This is a genomic window from Pelotomaculum schinkii, assembly GCF_004369205.1.
GTDB lineage: Bacteria > Bacillota > Desulfotomaculia > Desulfotomaculales > Pelotomaculaceae > Pelotomaculum_C > Pelotomaculum_C schinkii.
The window spans coordinates 91,068-105,164 of sequence record NZ_QFGA01000001.1 but is presented as its reverse complement, the minus strand read 5'-3'; the positions used below and the strand labels follow the sequence as shown (position 1 = coordinate 105,164).

Annotated in this window: 14 protein-coding genes; 2 read left to right on the top strand and 12 right to left on the bottom strand. The window is 47.3% G+C overall.

The features are described from left to right. Window positions 1-77 precede the first annotated feature (77 nt). Window positions 78-311, top strand: a complete 234-nt coding sequence (locus tag Psch_RS00580; protein WP_190238812.1) for a glutaredoxin domain-containing protein — start codon at window positions 78-80, stop codon at window positions 309-311. Between the two features lie 71 nt (window positions 312-382). On the opposite strand, the gene Psch_RS00575 is transcribed toward Psch_RS00580, so the two are convergent. From Psch_RS00575 to Psch_RS00540, 8 genes are all read right to left on the bottom strand, one after another. Continuing rightward, window positions 383-2,086 carry a peptidoglycan D,D-transpeptidase FtsI family protein gene (locus Psch_RS00575; protein ID WP_190238811.1) on the bottom strand — a complete coding sequence of 568 codons (1,704 nt, stop codon included), beginning with the start codon at window positions 2,084-2,086 and terminating at the stop codon, window positions 383-385. Between the two features lie 61 nt (window positions 2,087-2,147). After that, on the bottom strand, window positions 2,148-3,359 hold the full coding sequence (locus Psch_RS00570) for a peptidase U32 family protein (protein ID WP_190238810.1): 1,212 nt from the start codon (window positions 3,357-3,359) through the stop codon (window positions 2,148-2,150). After that, complete coding sequence (gene mltG / locus Psch_RS00565) at window positions 3,356-4,411, bottom strand: endolytic transglycosylase MltG (protein ID WP_190238809.1); 1,056 nt, start codon at window positions 4,409-4,411, stop codon at window positions 3,356-3,358. The genes Psch_RS00570 and mltG overlap by 4 nt, the downstream gene beginning before the upstream one ends. Before the next feature lie 297 nt (window positions 4,412-4,708). After that, window positions 4,709-6,265, bottom strand: coding sequence for a VanW family protein (locus tag Psch_RS00560; protein ID WP_190238808.1), 1,557 nt, complete (start codon window positions 6,263-6,265; stop codon window positions 4,709-4,711). A 73-nt stretch (window positions 6,266-6,338) separates the two neighbouring features. Next, complete coding sequence (locus Psch_RS00555; protein WP_190238807.1) at window positions 6,339-6,602, bottom strand: DUF1292 domain-containing protein; 264 nt, start codon at window positions 6,600-6,602, stop codon at window positions 6,339-6,341. 97 nt (window positions 6,603-6,699) lie between these two features. Continuing rightward, the gene (ruvX, locus tag Psch_RS00550) at window positions 6,700-7,119 is read right to left on the bottom strand and encodes a Holliday junction resolvase RuvX (RefSeq protein ID WP_134216970.1); all 420 of its coding nucleotides are present in this window, start codon (window positions 7,117-7,119) and stop codon (window positions 6,700-6,702) included. Beyond that, on the bottom strand, window positions 7,119-8,066 hold the full coding sequence (locus Psch_RS00545) for an aldo/keto reductase (protein WP_190238806.1): 948 nt from the start codon (window positions 8,064-8,066) through the stop codon (window positions 7,119-7,121). Before Psch_RS00545 ends, ruvX begins: the two co-directional genes overlap by 1 nt. Before the next feature lie 24 nt (window positions 8,067-8,090). Further along, entirely contained in the window at window positions 8,091-8,351 is a 261-nt protein-coding gene (locus Psch_RS00540; RefSeq protein ID WP_190238805.1) for an IreB family regulatory phosphoprotein, read from the bottom strand. Window positions 8,352-8,630: 279 nt separating this feature from the next. On the opposite strand from Psch_RS00540, the gene Psch_RS00535 reads away from it, so the two are divergent. Then, window positions 8,631-9,095 (top strand): N-acetyltransferase, encoded by a 465-nt coding sequence (locus tag Psch_RS00535; RefSeq protein WP_190238804.1) that lies wholly within the window; start codon window positions 8,631-8,633, stop codon window positions 9,093-9,095. A 279-nt stretch (window positions 9,096-9,374) separates the two neighbouring features. On the opposite strand, the gene Psch_RS21560 is transcribed toward Psch_RS00535, so the two are convergent. The 4 genes from Psch_RS21560 to Psch_RS00515 are packed head-to-tail and all read right to left on the bottom strand — an operon-like array spanning window position 9,375 to window position 14,078. Beyond that, window positions 9,375-9,506 carry a hypothetical protein gene (locus Psch_RS21560; protein WP_427910064.1) on the bottom strand — a complete coding sequence of 44 codons (132 nt, stop codon included), beginning with the start codon at window positions 9,504-9,506 and terminating at the stop codon, window positions 9,375-9,377. 17 nt (window positions 9,507-9,523) lie between these two features. Continuing rightward, window positions 9,524-9,808 (bottom strand): phospholipase D-like domain-containing protein, encoded by a 285-nt coding sequence (locus Psch_RS00525; protein ID WP_190238802.1) that lies wholly within the window; start codon window positions 9,806-9,808, stop codon window positions 9,524-9,526. Between the two features lie 36 nt (window positions 9,809-9,844). Beyond that, entirely contained in the window at window positions 9,845-11,329 is a 1,485-nt protein-coding gene (locus Psch_RS00520; protein ID WP_190238801.1) for a hypothetical protein, read from the bottom strand. Next, window positions 11,322-14,078: a class I SAM-dependent DNA methyltransferase gene (locus Psch_RS00515; protein WP_190238800.1), complete on the bottom strand. Its 2,757-nt coding sequence runs from the start codon at window positions 14,076-14,078 to the stop codon at window positions 11,322-11,324. The genes Psch_RS00520 and Psch_RS00515 overlap by 8 nt, the downstream gene beginning before the upstream one ends. Window positions 14,079-14,097: the final 19 nt, after the last annotated feature.

Below are 14,097 nucleotides of genomic sequence, written 5' to 3'. Positions count from 1 at the left end.
ACAGGGGGTATATCCTGGAACAGTGTATACTTCTTTGACCATTGCTAATACTAAAAAAAAACAACTGGAGGATAACAATGGAAAATAATGTTACTGTTTATACCACTCCTACCTGACCTCATTGCAGCCACGTGAAAGAGTTTCTTTCACAAAGAGGAGTAAAATACACGGAATTAAATGTTGCCGCAGACGAAAAGGCCAGGGATGAAATGATTAAAAAAACTGGCCGTATGGCCGTTCCTACTATCTTAGTGGGAAGCCAGGCTGTGGTAGGATTTGATAAGAACAAATTAGATAAGCTCATCACATAAAAAAAGCCCCATGAGGGCTTTTTCGAGTTAGAGTATTAGATAACTTATGACAAGGTCAACGTATTTTACAATTAAAAAGTATCAGGCAGCGCCAATATTTGCTCCATGATCTCCTTGAATACGGGAGCCGCCGATTTACTGCCGCTCTCGCCATCCTCAACGAGAACAGTTATGATATAGCGGGATTGTGTAAGCGGAGCGTAACCTGTAAACCAGGCGTTTACCAGCCCTTCATTGTTCGCAATCTGAGCCGAACCCGTCTTGCCGGCGCTGCCGTTTACAGGAACCATAGCTTCCTGGCCGGAACCCTTGGCGGTAACTTCCTCCAGAAGCGAGCGCATCACCCCGGCTGTCGACGGGGACATTGCTCTAACTTTCTCCGGCGGGGCCACCTGTTCACCTTTTCCTGTGCCGTTACGAATCTCCTTTACCAGGCGAGGCTCCTGGTACATTCCATCCGTAAGAATAGCATTGGTCATGGCAGCTATCTGGATCGGGGTGACCAGGACAGGACCCTGGCCCACACTGCAACCCGCCAGGTTATAGGGAGCCGCTATAAGGTTTAAATCCTGACGGGGGTCGGCTGGCGCCGGGTAACCACCTATGGACTGGTTATCTAATCCCAGGCGCCTGGCATACTCAATTACTTTGCCTGCCCCTAATTCCAAGCCAACCCTGGCAAAAACCGGGTTGCAGGACTCGGCAAAAGCCTGCCTGAAATCAAGTTCCCCATGACCTTCCTTCTTCCAGCAGGGCACCAACTGGTCCTTTTCCCCTGTACACTCAAAACGGCTGGCGGGGGTAAAAATTCCTTCCTCAAGGGCGGCGGTGGCAACCACAATCTTAAATATGGAACCGGGTTGATATAGAGCAGTACAGTGGTCAAAATAATTGCCGCCGGCTAAAGCGCCATTGTCCTCAAGATGCTCCGGATTAAATCCGGGGCGGCTGGCCAAAGCCAGGATATCACCTGAACCGGCTTCCATCACCACTACCGCGCCTTTACCAACCTTCCTGTCCATAACGTCCTCTACAATCTCTTGGATCCGGGCATCCAAAGTAAGCACCAGATCCTGCCGGCCGCTGTCCCCAGCCCTTTCATCAACTAAAAAACCCGGCCCGCCCAAAAGGTTGCCCCGGGCGTCTGCAAATACCCGGACAGCTTTCTGCGGCCAGGAGCCTTTTAAGGCTCCTTCATAATATTTTTCCAGGCCGGCTTTCCCGACCATGTCACCGAAATGGTACAACTTTCTGCTCTGTTTCGAAAGGTCCACAAATTCCTGCCAGGAAGAAATCTTCCCCACATGGCCGATGACTTGTGCGGCCAGCTGGCGGTCCCCATAACGAAACTTCACCGGAAAGACCATCACGCCTGTCCAGCCCCTGTTTTGAATGGAAGAGGCCTGCACAGGCGTAGGAAGAAAGGGTAGAGTACAGGGCTCTCCCTGCAGATAACCCGAGACAAGAGCAGTGTCAATCCCCAGGATTTCGGCCAGACCGCGGGAGACCTCTGCTTTGTCGCCCACAGCGTCGGGGAAAATAATAATTCTGTTTTCTTCTTTTGTTCCGGTTAAGGGTATTAAATTCCGGTCCAAAATTTCGCCCCTGGCTGTTTCCTCCAAGGGGACCCAGCGACTCACCTGTTCCAGGGCCAGACCGGAATACAGGGCGCCCTGCCTTACCTGGACATACCATAGCCGCCCCGCTAACGCTAAAAAACAAACTATTAACAGGATAAAAAGATTTACCAGCCTCTTCTGCCTTAAAAGATCCACAATCTGCAGTCCCTTCTCACTTCAGGGCATTTGGCATTAGCATGGCCGGTTATGGCTAATTTTATACAATTCTTCTGATTATGGCATAGGGCGGCACAGGCCGGTCAAAAGGAATCCGCACCAGCTGCCTGGGATGAGGGGCAGCCTCAACCAGCCGGCCTTCATCGTCTATTATCTCTGCTGCTTTTTGCACAAAGTCATTATCCCTTGGAACCATTACCTCCAACAGGTCCCCCACGGCAAACCGGTTCCGCTGTTCCACCAGAGCCAAACCCGTGCGAGGTTCGTATTCCCTGACCAGTCCCGCGAATATATGGCTCCGCCGGTAGACGCCTGCCCCGTAATGCTGACCGGAAGCGCCGGGGTTCCCAAACATAAAGCCGGTAGTGTAATTGCGGTGGCTGACCTTGCTGATATCCTCCAGCCAGGCTGGATCAAAACGGTAGCTGTGCGGGTCCTTTTGGTAGGCGTCCAGCGCCGCACGGTAGGCCTTCACAACACCTGCCACGTAGTTGGCGCTTTTCATCCGGCCTTCTATTTTAAAACTCTTGACTCCGGCCCCGATGAGTTCTGGAATATGCTCAATCAGGCAGAGGTCTCGTGAGCTTAAGATGTAGGTTCCCCTGGTATCCTCCTCAACAGGGATAAATTCGCCAGGCCTTTTTTCCTCCAGCAGCGCGTACTGCCAGCGGCAGGATTGGGCACAATCACCACGGTTGGCGTCCCTGCCGGTAAGATAATTACTGAGCAGGCAACGGCCGGAATAAGCCATGCACATGGCGCCATGGACAAATACCTCCAGGTCGACCGGCACTCGTTCAATGATTTCTTTAATTTCATCCAGGGACAGCTCACGGGCCAGAACAATGCGGGATACTCCCATCCTCTGCCAAAACCTGGCGGCAGCCCAGTTGGTAGTGTTGGCCTGGGTGCTGAGGTGGACCGGCAGGTCCGGATACAAAGTCCTGGACAGCTCCACCAGACCCGGGTCGGACATAATTACCCCGTCCACCCCTGCTTCCACGATTGACCCCAGGTAACCGGGAATAAGCTCCAGGTCCTGGTTATGGGCAAATATGTTTACGGTCACGTAAACTTTTGCGCCATGCGCATGCGCAAAGCGTACTCCTTCGACCAGCTCATCGTGCTCAAAATTGCCTGCGCCAGCCCTCAAGCCAAAATGCCGCCCACCGAGGTAGACGGCATCGGCGCCATAGAGAATGGCAATTTTCAACTTTTCCAAATCACCCGCCGGGGCTAAAAGTTCAATCACCGCTGGTACATCTCCTTATTGACATTATGCTGCGCCAGTGTGGTGGCAAAAGCGTGATAGCCATCGGGTTTGGCGACATAATAAAGATAATCCGTGTCTGCCGGGTTAACGGCGGCCAGGAGCGAGGGCCTGCCGGGCATGGCGATGGGGCCCGGTGGGAGCCCATAATTTTTGTAGGTGTTGTACGGTGAATCAACTTCCAGATCCTTATAATATATTTCAGGCTTGTTCTCACCCAGCGCATACTGGATGGTGGCGTCTATCTGAAGCGGCATCGAAATTTTAAGCCGGTTATAAATAACCCCAGCGATTAATGGCCTTTCTTCATCAGCCATTGCTTCCCTTTCCACCAGGGAAGCAATGGTGACAGCCTGATGCAGGGATATCCCGTTTCTTTCAGCCAAAGCCGCAAATCCTAGTTCCTCCATCTCCCGTTGAAAGCGCTTTAACATGGTTTCAACTATTGCGCTTTCACTGTCGCCGATGTTGAAGTTATAGGTATCGGGGAAAAGATAGCCTTCCAGACGCTTATCTCCTTGAGGCGCCCCGCTAAGAAAGCTATAAGGAAATTCCTGGTTGGCAACTACGGAAATAAACTTCTCCCGGTTGACCAGCCCTTTCGCAGCAAGCAAATCTGCCACCTGAGCAGTGTTAAGCCCTTCAGGTATGGTAATGGACTGGACGGCTAAACGTCCATCCACCAGTTCCATAATTATTTGGGGCGTGGATAGTGCACTGCTCAACCGGTATTGACCTGCCTTAATGCCGCTGTCCATACTCTTCCACCTGGTATATAGCCTGAACGCTAAAGAACTGCGCACCAGTCCCTCTTTTTTCAGTATTTCTCCGACCATTCCGGCGGTTGCCTGTTGGGGTATGGCCACCACTACTTCCTTTGACTCATCCTTGGATGACACCGGGGACAGCATGGCGAGAACAAAAAAAAAGGCAAGACAAAATGTACCTGCCAGGCTTAGGACCGCATAACGGTAAAGGGCTACCACTTTGTTTGCTTTTGATTTATTTTTAGGCTTGCTGCGAGAAAATCTCATGATCGCTCCGGTTTAACATGCCGGCATGGCCAATTATAATATAATAAACAGCTCATTGTGCTTAGTTAATTCGCATCTCAAATTTTAAGGCCAGTCAGCAAGTTTATTCTCAGTGTAGTTGCCCACGCCGCTATCGCGGCGCCACGTATCATGAAAATATCAGCCGATGTAGGCGCGATTTTAATCGCACACGGCGCGCCAGCGCCGAACTTGTGGCAGCCAATGTTGCATTTGTGGGAATGAATTCGCATCTGCATTTAAGCAACATTAGCGGCCGAAATGCTCTCAGGTTAGTTTTTATATTCCTGTTGTTCCCGGAGTAACGGTATCAGCGGAAGCCGGCCCGCCGGCCGTGATGCCGCGCCCGGTAGCGGACGTGGGAATGGCCGGATTCGCAGTACTGTTTCTGTTGCTCCCGCCATTATTGTTGATTGGAACAGCGTCTTGTCCTCCCTTTGGAGGGCCGGACGGTGACGGAGTAGAAGGGGCTATCTGAGGTACAGACTGCACTGCCGTCCCAACAGCAATAATCTTGTTAACCGGGTTGTAGTCACTGGACGGAAGTCTTTCTCTTTTTTCCACCACGCCCTTGAGCCTTACAACTCGTTCAGCAGCAGCTATGAACCCCTTGGAACCTTCCTGCTTGACGACTTCCTCGCCTTTCGGCAGGCTGGCGTCAGTTTCATAAATTACCTGGGGTTCAATCTCCCGGATAATCCATGAGTTAACTGTGACATCTCTTTTAAACTTGGTGTTGCCATAAATTTTAATGGTAAGCAGACCGCCTGACACATAGGACTTTATATACAGGTAGCTGTCTGTATTGTTCCTGAATTTCATGTCAATGGCGTCATAAACCACCGTGGCGTCACGCCCGATAGGTACATATGAAACAGGCAGAGAGTGACTGGATCGTTCTATGATGTCCAGGTTGGCCAGGAGGATGCAGTTATAAAGCGTTGTAGAAACCTGGCACACACCACCGCCGGGCCCATCAACAAATTCATTGTTGACGATCACCGGAGCATTCTTATAGCCCGCCTCCGTACTGCGCGGCCCGACCACTTTATTAAAGGATACCTCATGCCCCGGCATAATCAATAGCTCGTCAAAGGCCTGAGCTGCAACGCTGACATTATAACTCCGACTTGTTTTAGAGGGGTCAAATGCTGTGGTATAACTGGCCAGAAGCCCATCAACCTTCATAGACTCGACAAAATCGGTTGAACGGGAGGGGGCTACCGGAATCAGCGTGAGGTTAACCTCTTGCTTCAAGCCTGCCCCCAGAAAATTATTAATATCTTTTTCCAGGCGGTCCAGATCCACCCCAATACCGTCTTTGGCGGGCACTATAGAAACCGTATCATTGCTGTTTACCCTAAAAGTGGCGTCAACCGGTTCGACAATGATCTCATCGGCCAGTTCCCCGACTTGGGAGGACAGCTTTTCCCGGTCATATTCAAAAACAGGCGAAAGCGCCAGACCCGTTTTTTGAAACTGCTTCCTTTCCTGCCAGCGCTTATATAGCGACCCGGTTCTGCCGGCCTGCAGCGCGGCATCCATCACCGCTTCTTCGTTGAGATTGAAACCAACCTCATTCAGCAATAAGTTCCATGTCCGGTCCTGATAGCGCAGAACCACCCTGGAAGCCCGCAGAGTTTTCTCTACTTCACCCAGCCTGGTTACTCCTTCAGCCTTCGTCAGTCCTCCCAGTTGAACACCCAATACTTCAACCCCCGGTAGAACCCTTTCCGTGGCAGAGCGAAAAAAGCCCGAGCCAAATAAAACCAGGGGCAGTATAAACACAGCAGCTATGATGAGGCCATATAGTATCCGGTCACTTTTAGCGGACACAACGAATCACCCTTCATCCATAAAAAAAGCCGGACTGTGGGTTAACCCGCAACCAGCACATTGGATTTGAGAATTACTCCACTTCTTCCTCAGCCAGCATCTCTTCCCAGGCGTCTGCTACTTTTTCCCATTCCTCGTCATCCTCAATATCTACCAGGAGTTCATTACCTTCATCATCATGGGTAAACTTGAGAATGATTGCTTCGTCATTTTCTTCCTCAACCGGCAGCAGGATAGCATATTCAGATCCGTCAACATTTATGATATCAACGACTGTAAAGTCATGTTCCGCCCCTTCTTCATCGACCAGGGTGATAACCTCTTCTTGTTCGGTCACTATATCCACCTCTTCTAAAGTTTATAGCTCATTTTATATTAAATCAGTCTACCTGTCAAGAATTCCCGTTTTAGCTCAGTTCGGTATTTATTTTGTTTTATTTGGCCGCTTTTAAGTCAAGATAGCTTTGTAAAATTAACACCGCGGCCATCTTGTCAATTACCTGCCTGCGCCTGGTCCTGCTCAAGTCGGCCTCTATCAAAAGCTTCTCGGCAGCTACCGTGGTCAAACGCTCATCGGTCATTTCAACTGCTACCTTCAATTTCTTGCCCATCCGGGCTGCAAAAGACCTTGCTTTCTCGGCGCGCGGGCCGGAGCTGCCGTCCATGTTCAAGGGCAGACCAACAATTACCTTTTCGACCTCATAGCGCTCCACGTATTCCTTGATTTTAGCGATGTCGGCCTCAATAGATCCTTTGCTGTTTATAACCTCAAGCCCCTGGGCAGTCCACCCCATAGGATCGCTCAAAGCCAGTCCAATCTTCTTATCACCCAAATCAATCCCTAAAATACGCATTATATCACCTTTATACAGAAATCTGGACACACCGGGCTGCAATAACCACAGCGAGTGCAAAGCTGGTGGTCCACAACCGCCTTACCCTCGTTTAACCGCAAAGCCCCGGAGGAGCATTTGGCCAAACACTCTCCACACCCGCAGCAATACTCCTCAATGTGCAGCCGCCTGGGTTGGCGCCTGACCTTTGCTTTGACTTCTTCCGGCACCGCCTTCCCGCTGAAAAGACAAGTGTTATAGGCCACTTCCTCCTCAGTGCTCATGCCCACCGCGACCGAAGCAAATTCCGGGATGGACAGGATAAAAGCAAAGGCTTCCTCAGGCCTTTCCAATAGGTTTCCACCGCCCAGCGCTTTCATCCCATACAACCCTTTACCTGCTTCTGCCGCATTGTGTATGGCCGCCAGCATGTCCTGGATGTTTCCTCCCTTGATACCAATACCGGATAAGTTAACGAGGGGTTGGATTATTTCTATCTCGGGAACTGAGGCCGCTCCCAATACCCCCTCCACATGATGGGTGGAGATACCGATGGCCCGGACCAAACCCTTTTTTTTGGCCTGCGAAAGGTACTCAATAGCCTCCCAATGCCCCCGGATGGTCAAAATTGACTCCTGTTCATGGAGCATGAAAATATCGATGTAGTCCCTTTTAAGCTCCCTTAGCGCAAGTTCCAGGCTGTCTTGCATCCCCTGCGAGGTGTAGGCGTAACATTTCGACGCAATGATGACTTCTCCCTGGTAACCCCGGATTGCTTCACGAATATAACTATAAGTGCGGTAAAGTTCAGCCGTATCAATAAAATTCACCCCTGCTTCCAGAGCCGTACGGATAATGCGGGCTCCTTCAACCAGGGGTAGGTTGGCCTGGAGCGGACCGATAGTCAGCGCCCCAAAACAAAGCCGGGATACTCGCATACCGGTCCTTGCCAGATATCTATATTGCAACTCCCGACATCTCCCCTAAACGCCTTACTTTTTTTCCAGGTAGCTTTTGACAAGTTCCTCAAGGATTTCATCGCGCTCAAGCCGCCGGATCAAGCTGCGGGCGTTGCCATGGCTGGTTATATACGCCGGATCCCCTGATAAAAGATACCCCACAAGCTGGTTGATCGGATTATATCCCTTCTCTTTTAACGCTTCATGGACCTGTTGAAGGATATCCCTGGCCTGGTTAACTTCTTCGGCCTGGACCTTAAACATCATGGTTTCTTCTGATACATCCCAGGACATAGGTAGACCACCTTCCAAAACTTTATTAATACTAAAACAAGACGACCGGATAATGGCATTTATTTACTTTTACAACAGCAGTGACTTCACTGGTTGATAACTAGTTTTATCATAGACCAAAATTACCGTTTTGGCAAAAGTAATCAATTATTATTAATATTCTCCAGCATTATTTCTTTTCCTTCATTCTTAAAATCTACTTTAAAAGATGATTGTACGTCCTGTTTAAAGTAATATATAATAGTGATCGTATTAATTATGAAGGGTGAAATACTGCTGATGGAATTTGTTAAAGCCAAAATTACCGATGTTGAGCCAATCCATGCTTTGATCAACTATTATGCAGAAAAGGGCCTGATGCTGGCCAGACCCCGAACCATGTTATATGAAAGCCTGCGGGAGTTCACCGTAGCCAGGGACCGCGGAAAGGTCGTGGCGGCAGGTTCTCTACACATTATTTGGGAGGACATAGCAGAAGTCAGAGCCCTGGCCGTGGCGCCTGAATACGCTAAAAAAGGTGTGGGACGCAAGCTTGTCGATATGTTCATCGAAGAAGCCGGAGAACTGGGGCTTCCTCGTCTCTTTGCCCTCACTTACCAGCAGGTCTTTTTTGAAAAATGCGGTTTTCATGTAGTCCCCAAGGAATCCCTGCCCCAAAAAGTCTGGAAGGAATGTGTCAATTGTCCCAAGTTCCCCAACTGTGAGGAAATTGCCATGATTTTAGATGTTCAAATACAAGGCTAATTATTACTTAGTATTGCCAGACACTAACTTTTATTTACATCTGTAAATAATGAACCCCCCCCCGGCCTAAGGGCACGGTTTAATAGGGAAAGTTATTGAACCATACCCCAAACCGATACGGAAAAGCGAAAAGAGAGGCAATGCCACAAAGGTATTGCTTCTCTTTTTAAGTTTCACAAAGATAATATGGCTTTAAGGGAACACTGGTCTGGCTTACATCTGCAAATATATCCGCCGGATATCATGGCAACTGTGCAGTATTTTATAGTCGCCTTTTTCCTAAATTTTTGTGAGCGTATCGTTGTAATACGAGTGCATATCAGTGAGTATGTCCACTTCATCCCTAACAAAAATCGAAAGCTCATGGTTCAGCCGAAATCCTCCAGAAGTGAAATTTGCTGAGCCCAGCATCCCAGCAGCTTTATCGATTAGATATAGTTTGGTATGCAACCCTTGAAGTGCATAAATCGTAACACAGCCTCATTCAAGGCTTTTAGTGCGTATAAACTGCTTGCGCCGTTAACAAAATCCTCACGGGAGAAGAGAGTGATAATCTCACAACATATTGCTGGATTTATTTCGAGGATTGCAGCCAATCTCTTTGATATATCAAGTCCTATGAACGGACTTATGATGCACAGCTTTGCCTCAGTACCTTCAAGTATCTCTTGAAGGCGAGCCTCGTGATCGGCTGACACGAGTTGAACAGACATTATCAATCACCACCTTTTTGATGTTATATATCGGTTTTATGCATTTTTCTTTGCCTGTACACGTTTATCCAGATAAGAGAAAAGCCTGTACACTTCATTCAAATACAGAAAACGTTTCAACGAATTTACTTCGGTCTCAGCCTCAATAACATGGCCATGAGCTATTTTATGCCTTGAATCATTTGATGCCCCATCCGGATTAGCACAATCAAAATGCTCTACAAATGCGGACAAAATACGTTCAAGAACCTCCGAATATATCTGCCAATCTGAGAAAGATAGGCTGCCCATCGGCTGTATATTTAAATATTCTGTAATATCATTTAGTGCTTCTTGCGCGCGGAATTTCGGCGTCTGTAGACCTATTCTCATGAAATCAGTTATAACACCCTCGGTATGTATGCTCAACAGCGTTGTGGATGCATTATAACAGCGCCGTGAATGACTTACCAATGCTTGATGTAAAACGAGTTTTCTTGGTTTGAAATAGGGGGAGTCATCCCATTTATTTACGACTTTTTTTAATCTTTCGCATCTGTTTTTTCTGAAATCCTGAACTACTAATCGGTCTACTTCATCTTGGGTAATCGTATCTTTCTTATCATAAATCTCATCAATCACTTCCGTTGATAGCTCATTAAGATAAAACCATCCGAATTTGACCAACAAATCATGCTTTTCGCTCCACTGATAGTGGTATGTCAGCATAGAAAAATCTATCGATGACATAAAGTCCGTAATGTCTGAAAATACTGGCTGCATCCAGCTTAATAAATCTGTTTGGAGCTGAGCTAATTGCAGGGTAACGGGCTTAATAATTTCTGCAATGTTAAAATTTATCTTAGAAACGCTCTCCAATATTGGTTTTATTTCAGGATAATCAAATTTAGGGATAGCGTTCAAATAGCTTAAATCTAATCCCCGGAAGTGCTCTGTGTAACGGAAAGCCTCAGTTATACGGGAAAGGTTCTCTGCCTTATTATAAATCGCAGAAAGCTCTTGCATTTTTTTGATATAAGGGAAATCTATTGACCGCGTAATGGCGTTATACTCCTCAAGCATTTTTTTAATTGCTGACGAGTTCGAAAGATTGATTGCTTTTGGATTTTGGCTCAAGGTTTTTGCAATAGGAGATATGGCACTCTTTATGAGATTATCGTTTGCTTTATAAAAGCGCTCAAATACATTATCGGCCTGTGTTTGCTCATAGACATCTTTGAGACGCTCATCGGTTTCGAGTATGCTGACTAATAGCGTCTCCAACTCCTCGTCGGATGCAGCTGTGAAATCATTTTCTTCTAAGTTTATTTCCGAGTCGCCACCATCTGTTTCCTGGTACATATAAAAGGCAATCTTAGAGAAGGCAAGTCTATAATCGCCGCTCTGTTCGTAATAATCGCTCAATTCTTTCAGACAATTCATGCTGAAAAACACATCAATCACTGCCGATTTACCAGAAAAGGTGAGCGTTTTGTGCGACCTTGGTTTTTTCATGAACATATCATTTAATGATTCACTCATGAGCTTCACCCCCTGTTTCCACCAGCTTTTTATATCTCTCCATCAATTGCGCCACGCAAACAGCTTCCGTTGTCCCTTTTATAGGGAATCCGTAGGCAGCCATAACAGCACGGTCAAGAGCATAATGTGCGTTTTGCAGGCCGGTGGTCGTTATAAGTATGGGGTCGTAGAGATCTGCAAGGCTCATATTAGGATACTTCGCGCGTTCATCTAAAACTTTTTGTGCCGCTGCTTCGATGGCCTTAATTTGTTCTTCGGTCGCATCTGGCCACGGGAATGTATTGTATACCAATTCCTTTGAATAACGATAATCGCTTTTCAGGCGGCCGCAGACTGCTCTCATCCATGCCATATGAACATTAGATGTGAGGACACCGAAATGATAAAGGGTAGCGTCTGGTACAATTTGAACAGCGTTCGAGGCAATACTGTCGGCATCAAGAAACCCTATCGGAACATAACGGCGATTCTCCGACGATACGCTGGGGACTATAAGGTAATTCCCATCTGGCTGGGCTATTTGTGCGAATCTAGAGGGCACCTTGGCATATCCGTTTGTTGTCTTTGCTTTGCTTGAAAGCCTGAATTCTTGTACCGCCGCAATCCGGTCACGAAGAATCTTGCTATTTTTGATGATTTCGATTGGTGCATTCAGGAGCCAGATGCAATAACGCTCTTTATTGTTGATAAATTCTTCGGCGCCAACATACGGCTTAATAACAGCATCAAGCAATGGCTCTAGCGCAAGTATCTGCTCACGTTCTTCTGGAGATAATACAAAATATCCGCCATCACGTGGCTGACTGCCAAACTTCATTTCCGGTACGTCGCAAAGCGGCTTTTTCTGAGGCTGAATGATAATACTTGGAGCATCGACGAGGTATGGAGAAATATTAGCAACCTCCACTATATTTTCTCCATCAACAATAATCTTCTTCCCCCGCTTGGTACCAGCTACACTAAATCCAACGATCACACAATGTACAGCAGCTTTACCCTTTGCAGCATTGCTCCACTTGAATGTGCGATAGGCATAATTGATTTCCATTCCATAATCATGAATCAGCGTATCCCATAGCGGAGCAACCTGTTCGCCCTGACAAATACTATTTGTCGAAACAAACCCGACAGGAATTCGTGTACCGATAATATAGCGCGCCGCTTTAAAATACCAAGCGGTTACATAATCCAAATTGTCAGCCATATTTTCATAGCGAAGCGGTGTAGTTGCCTCAGCTTCAACTACCTGTGTAATTTCTTTCTTCTGTGTTTCATTCATCATCCTTGCGCCGACAAACGGTGGATTGCCGAGAATATAACTCAGCTCGTGCTTAGGCACGACACTCGGCCAGTCAATCGTCAAGGCATTTCCATGGATAATCGTAGCCGATTGAGTCAACGGCAGACGTGCATAATACATGCCAAACTGTTCAGCGGCACGAATGTTCATCTGGTGATCCATCAGCCACATGCCTACCTGAGCTATCTGGCAGGGGAAATCTTCATACTCAATGCCATAAAACTGCTCCACGTTTACCTTCAGAAGTGCAGACATATCAAGCATAAGCTGATTGGTGTTGACCTTCATCTTCAACAGTTCCAGCTCCAATATGCGAAGTTCACGGTATGTAATGATAAGGAAGTTGCCGCAGCCGCAAGCAGGATCGAGAAACTTCATGCGACTGATTTTTTCATGAAAGAGATCAAGTTGTTTGGGAGCTGTTTTTATGCGGTCATATTCCTGCCAGAGATCGTCCATAAACAGAGGGTCTATCAGCTTCAGTATGTTCTCTTCACTGGTATAGTGCGCCCCAAGCTCACGACGCTGATCCTTGTCCATGACGCCTTGAAACATAGCACCAAAGATAGCGGGAGAAATTTTATTCCAGTCGAAATTACAGCAGTCCAGAAGTATACCGCGCATTTTTGCGTCGAACTCAGCTGTAGGTAAAAGAGAGGCAAAAAGGCCGCCATTGATATAGCGGAACTGCTTGAGATCCGCTGACAACAAGGTGCGCTTCGCCCTTACCTCGTTCGGCATATTAAGGACTTCAAACAATTTGCCAATACGATCCGAAAGGTCGCTGCCGTCCTCCTTAGAATTGGCAATGTAATTAATAAAGCTATCCTCTGGGAAGATGCCTGTATCATCAGCAAAAAGACAAAACAGAATCCTTACGAGATATACCTCAAGGTCATGTCCTTCATACCCATGCTCTTTCAGAGCATCATGCAGCTTTGCCATTTTCTCGGCAGCTTTAACGTTGACCTCTACTTGATTATCAAATTCACGGGTTGTTTCATATCCGGAAATATTGGCGAATCGCTTTATGTTTTTGTGTAAATCCTTTGTTTTGAATGCAAATTTTTCACCAGTGCTACGGCGATGCAGAACAATGTTTTCAAAATCGCAGACCATCAAGAGGTCAGGAATATCTTCCGCAGGAAGGTGTACGACATATTCTTTGAGCTGTTCATATGCGCGTGACAACTCCTTGCCGCGCGATTTCATCTCAACAGCAATCTGTTTTTTCCATAGATAATCTATGTAGCCCGTGCGTCCGTCGTCCAGCGGTACCTTGTATTCAAAGTCACCGGACTGCTCAGGATCGTCAATACCGAACACACGGAAGAAATCCATTTCAAAGGCTTGCGCTTGAGCTTCCTCGTTGTGCGCATCCTTCCATCGTTTTGAGAATGCAACTGCGTTGCCTTTTATGTCATCCCATGTAAGTTTTATAACGTCCACCCCCAGAAATCGTAATTAA

Coding starts and splice junctions, on each gene's coding strand:
- mltG (WP_190238809.1), bottom strand. CDS start 4,411: ATGAGATTTTCTCGCAGCAAGCCTAAAAATAAATCAAAAGCAAACAAA.
- ruvX (WP_134216970.1), bottom strand. CDS start 7,119: ATGCGTATTTTAGGGATTGATTTGGGTGATAAGAAGATTGGACTGGCT.
- Psch_RS00540 (WP_190238805.1), bottom strand. CDS start 8,351: ATGTCCTGGGATGTATCAGAAGAAACCATGATGTTTAAGGTCCAGGCC.
- Psch_RS00535 (WP_190238804.1), top strand. CDS start 8,631: ATGGAATTTGTTAAAGCCAAAATTACCGATGTTGAGCCAATCCATGCT.
- Psch_RS21560 (WP_427910064.1), bottom strand. CDS start 9,506: ATGCTGGGCTCAGCAAATTTCACTTCTGGAGGATTTCGGCTGAACCAT.
- Psch_RS00525 (WP_190238802.1), bottom strand. CDS start 9,808: ATGTCTGTTCAACTCGTGTCAGCCGATCACGAGGCTCGCCTTCAAGAG.
- Psch_RS00520 (WP_190238801.1), bottom strand. CDS start 11,329: ATGAGTGAATCATTAAATGATATGTTCATGAAAAAACCAAGGTCGCAC.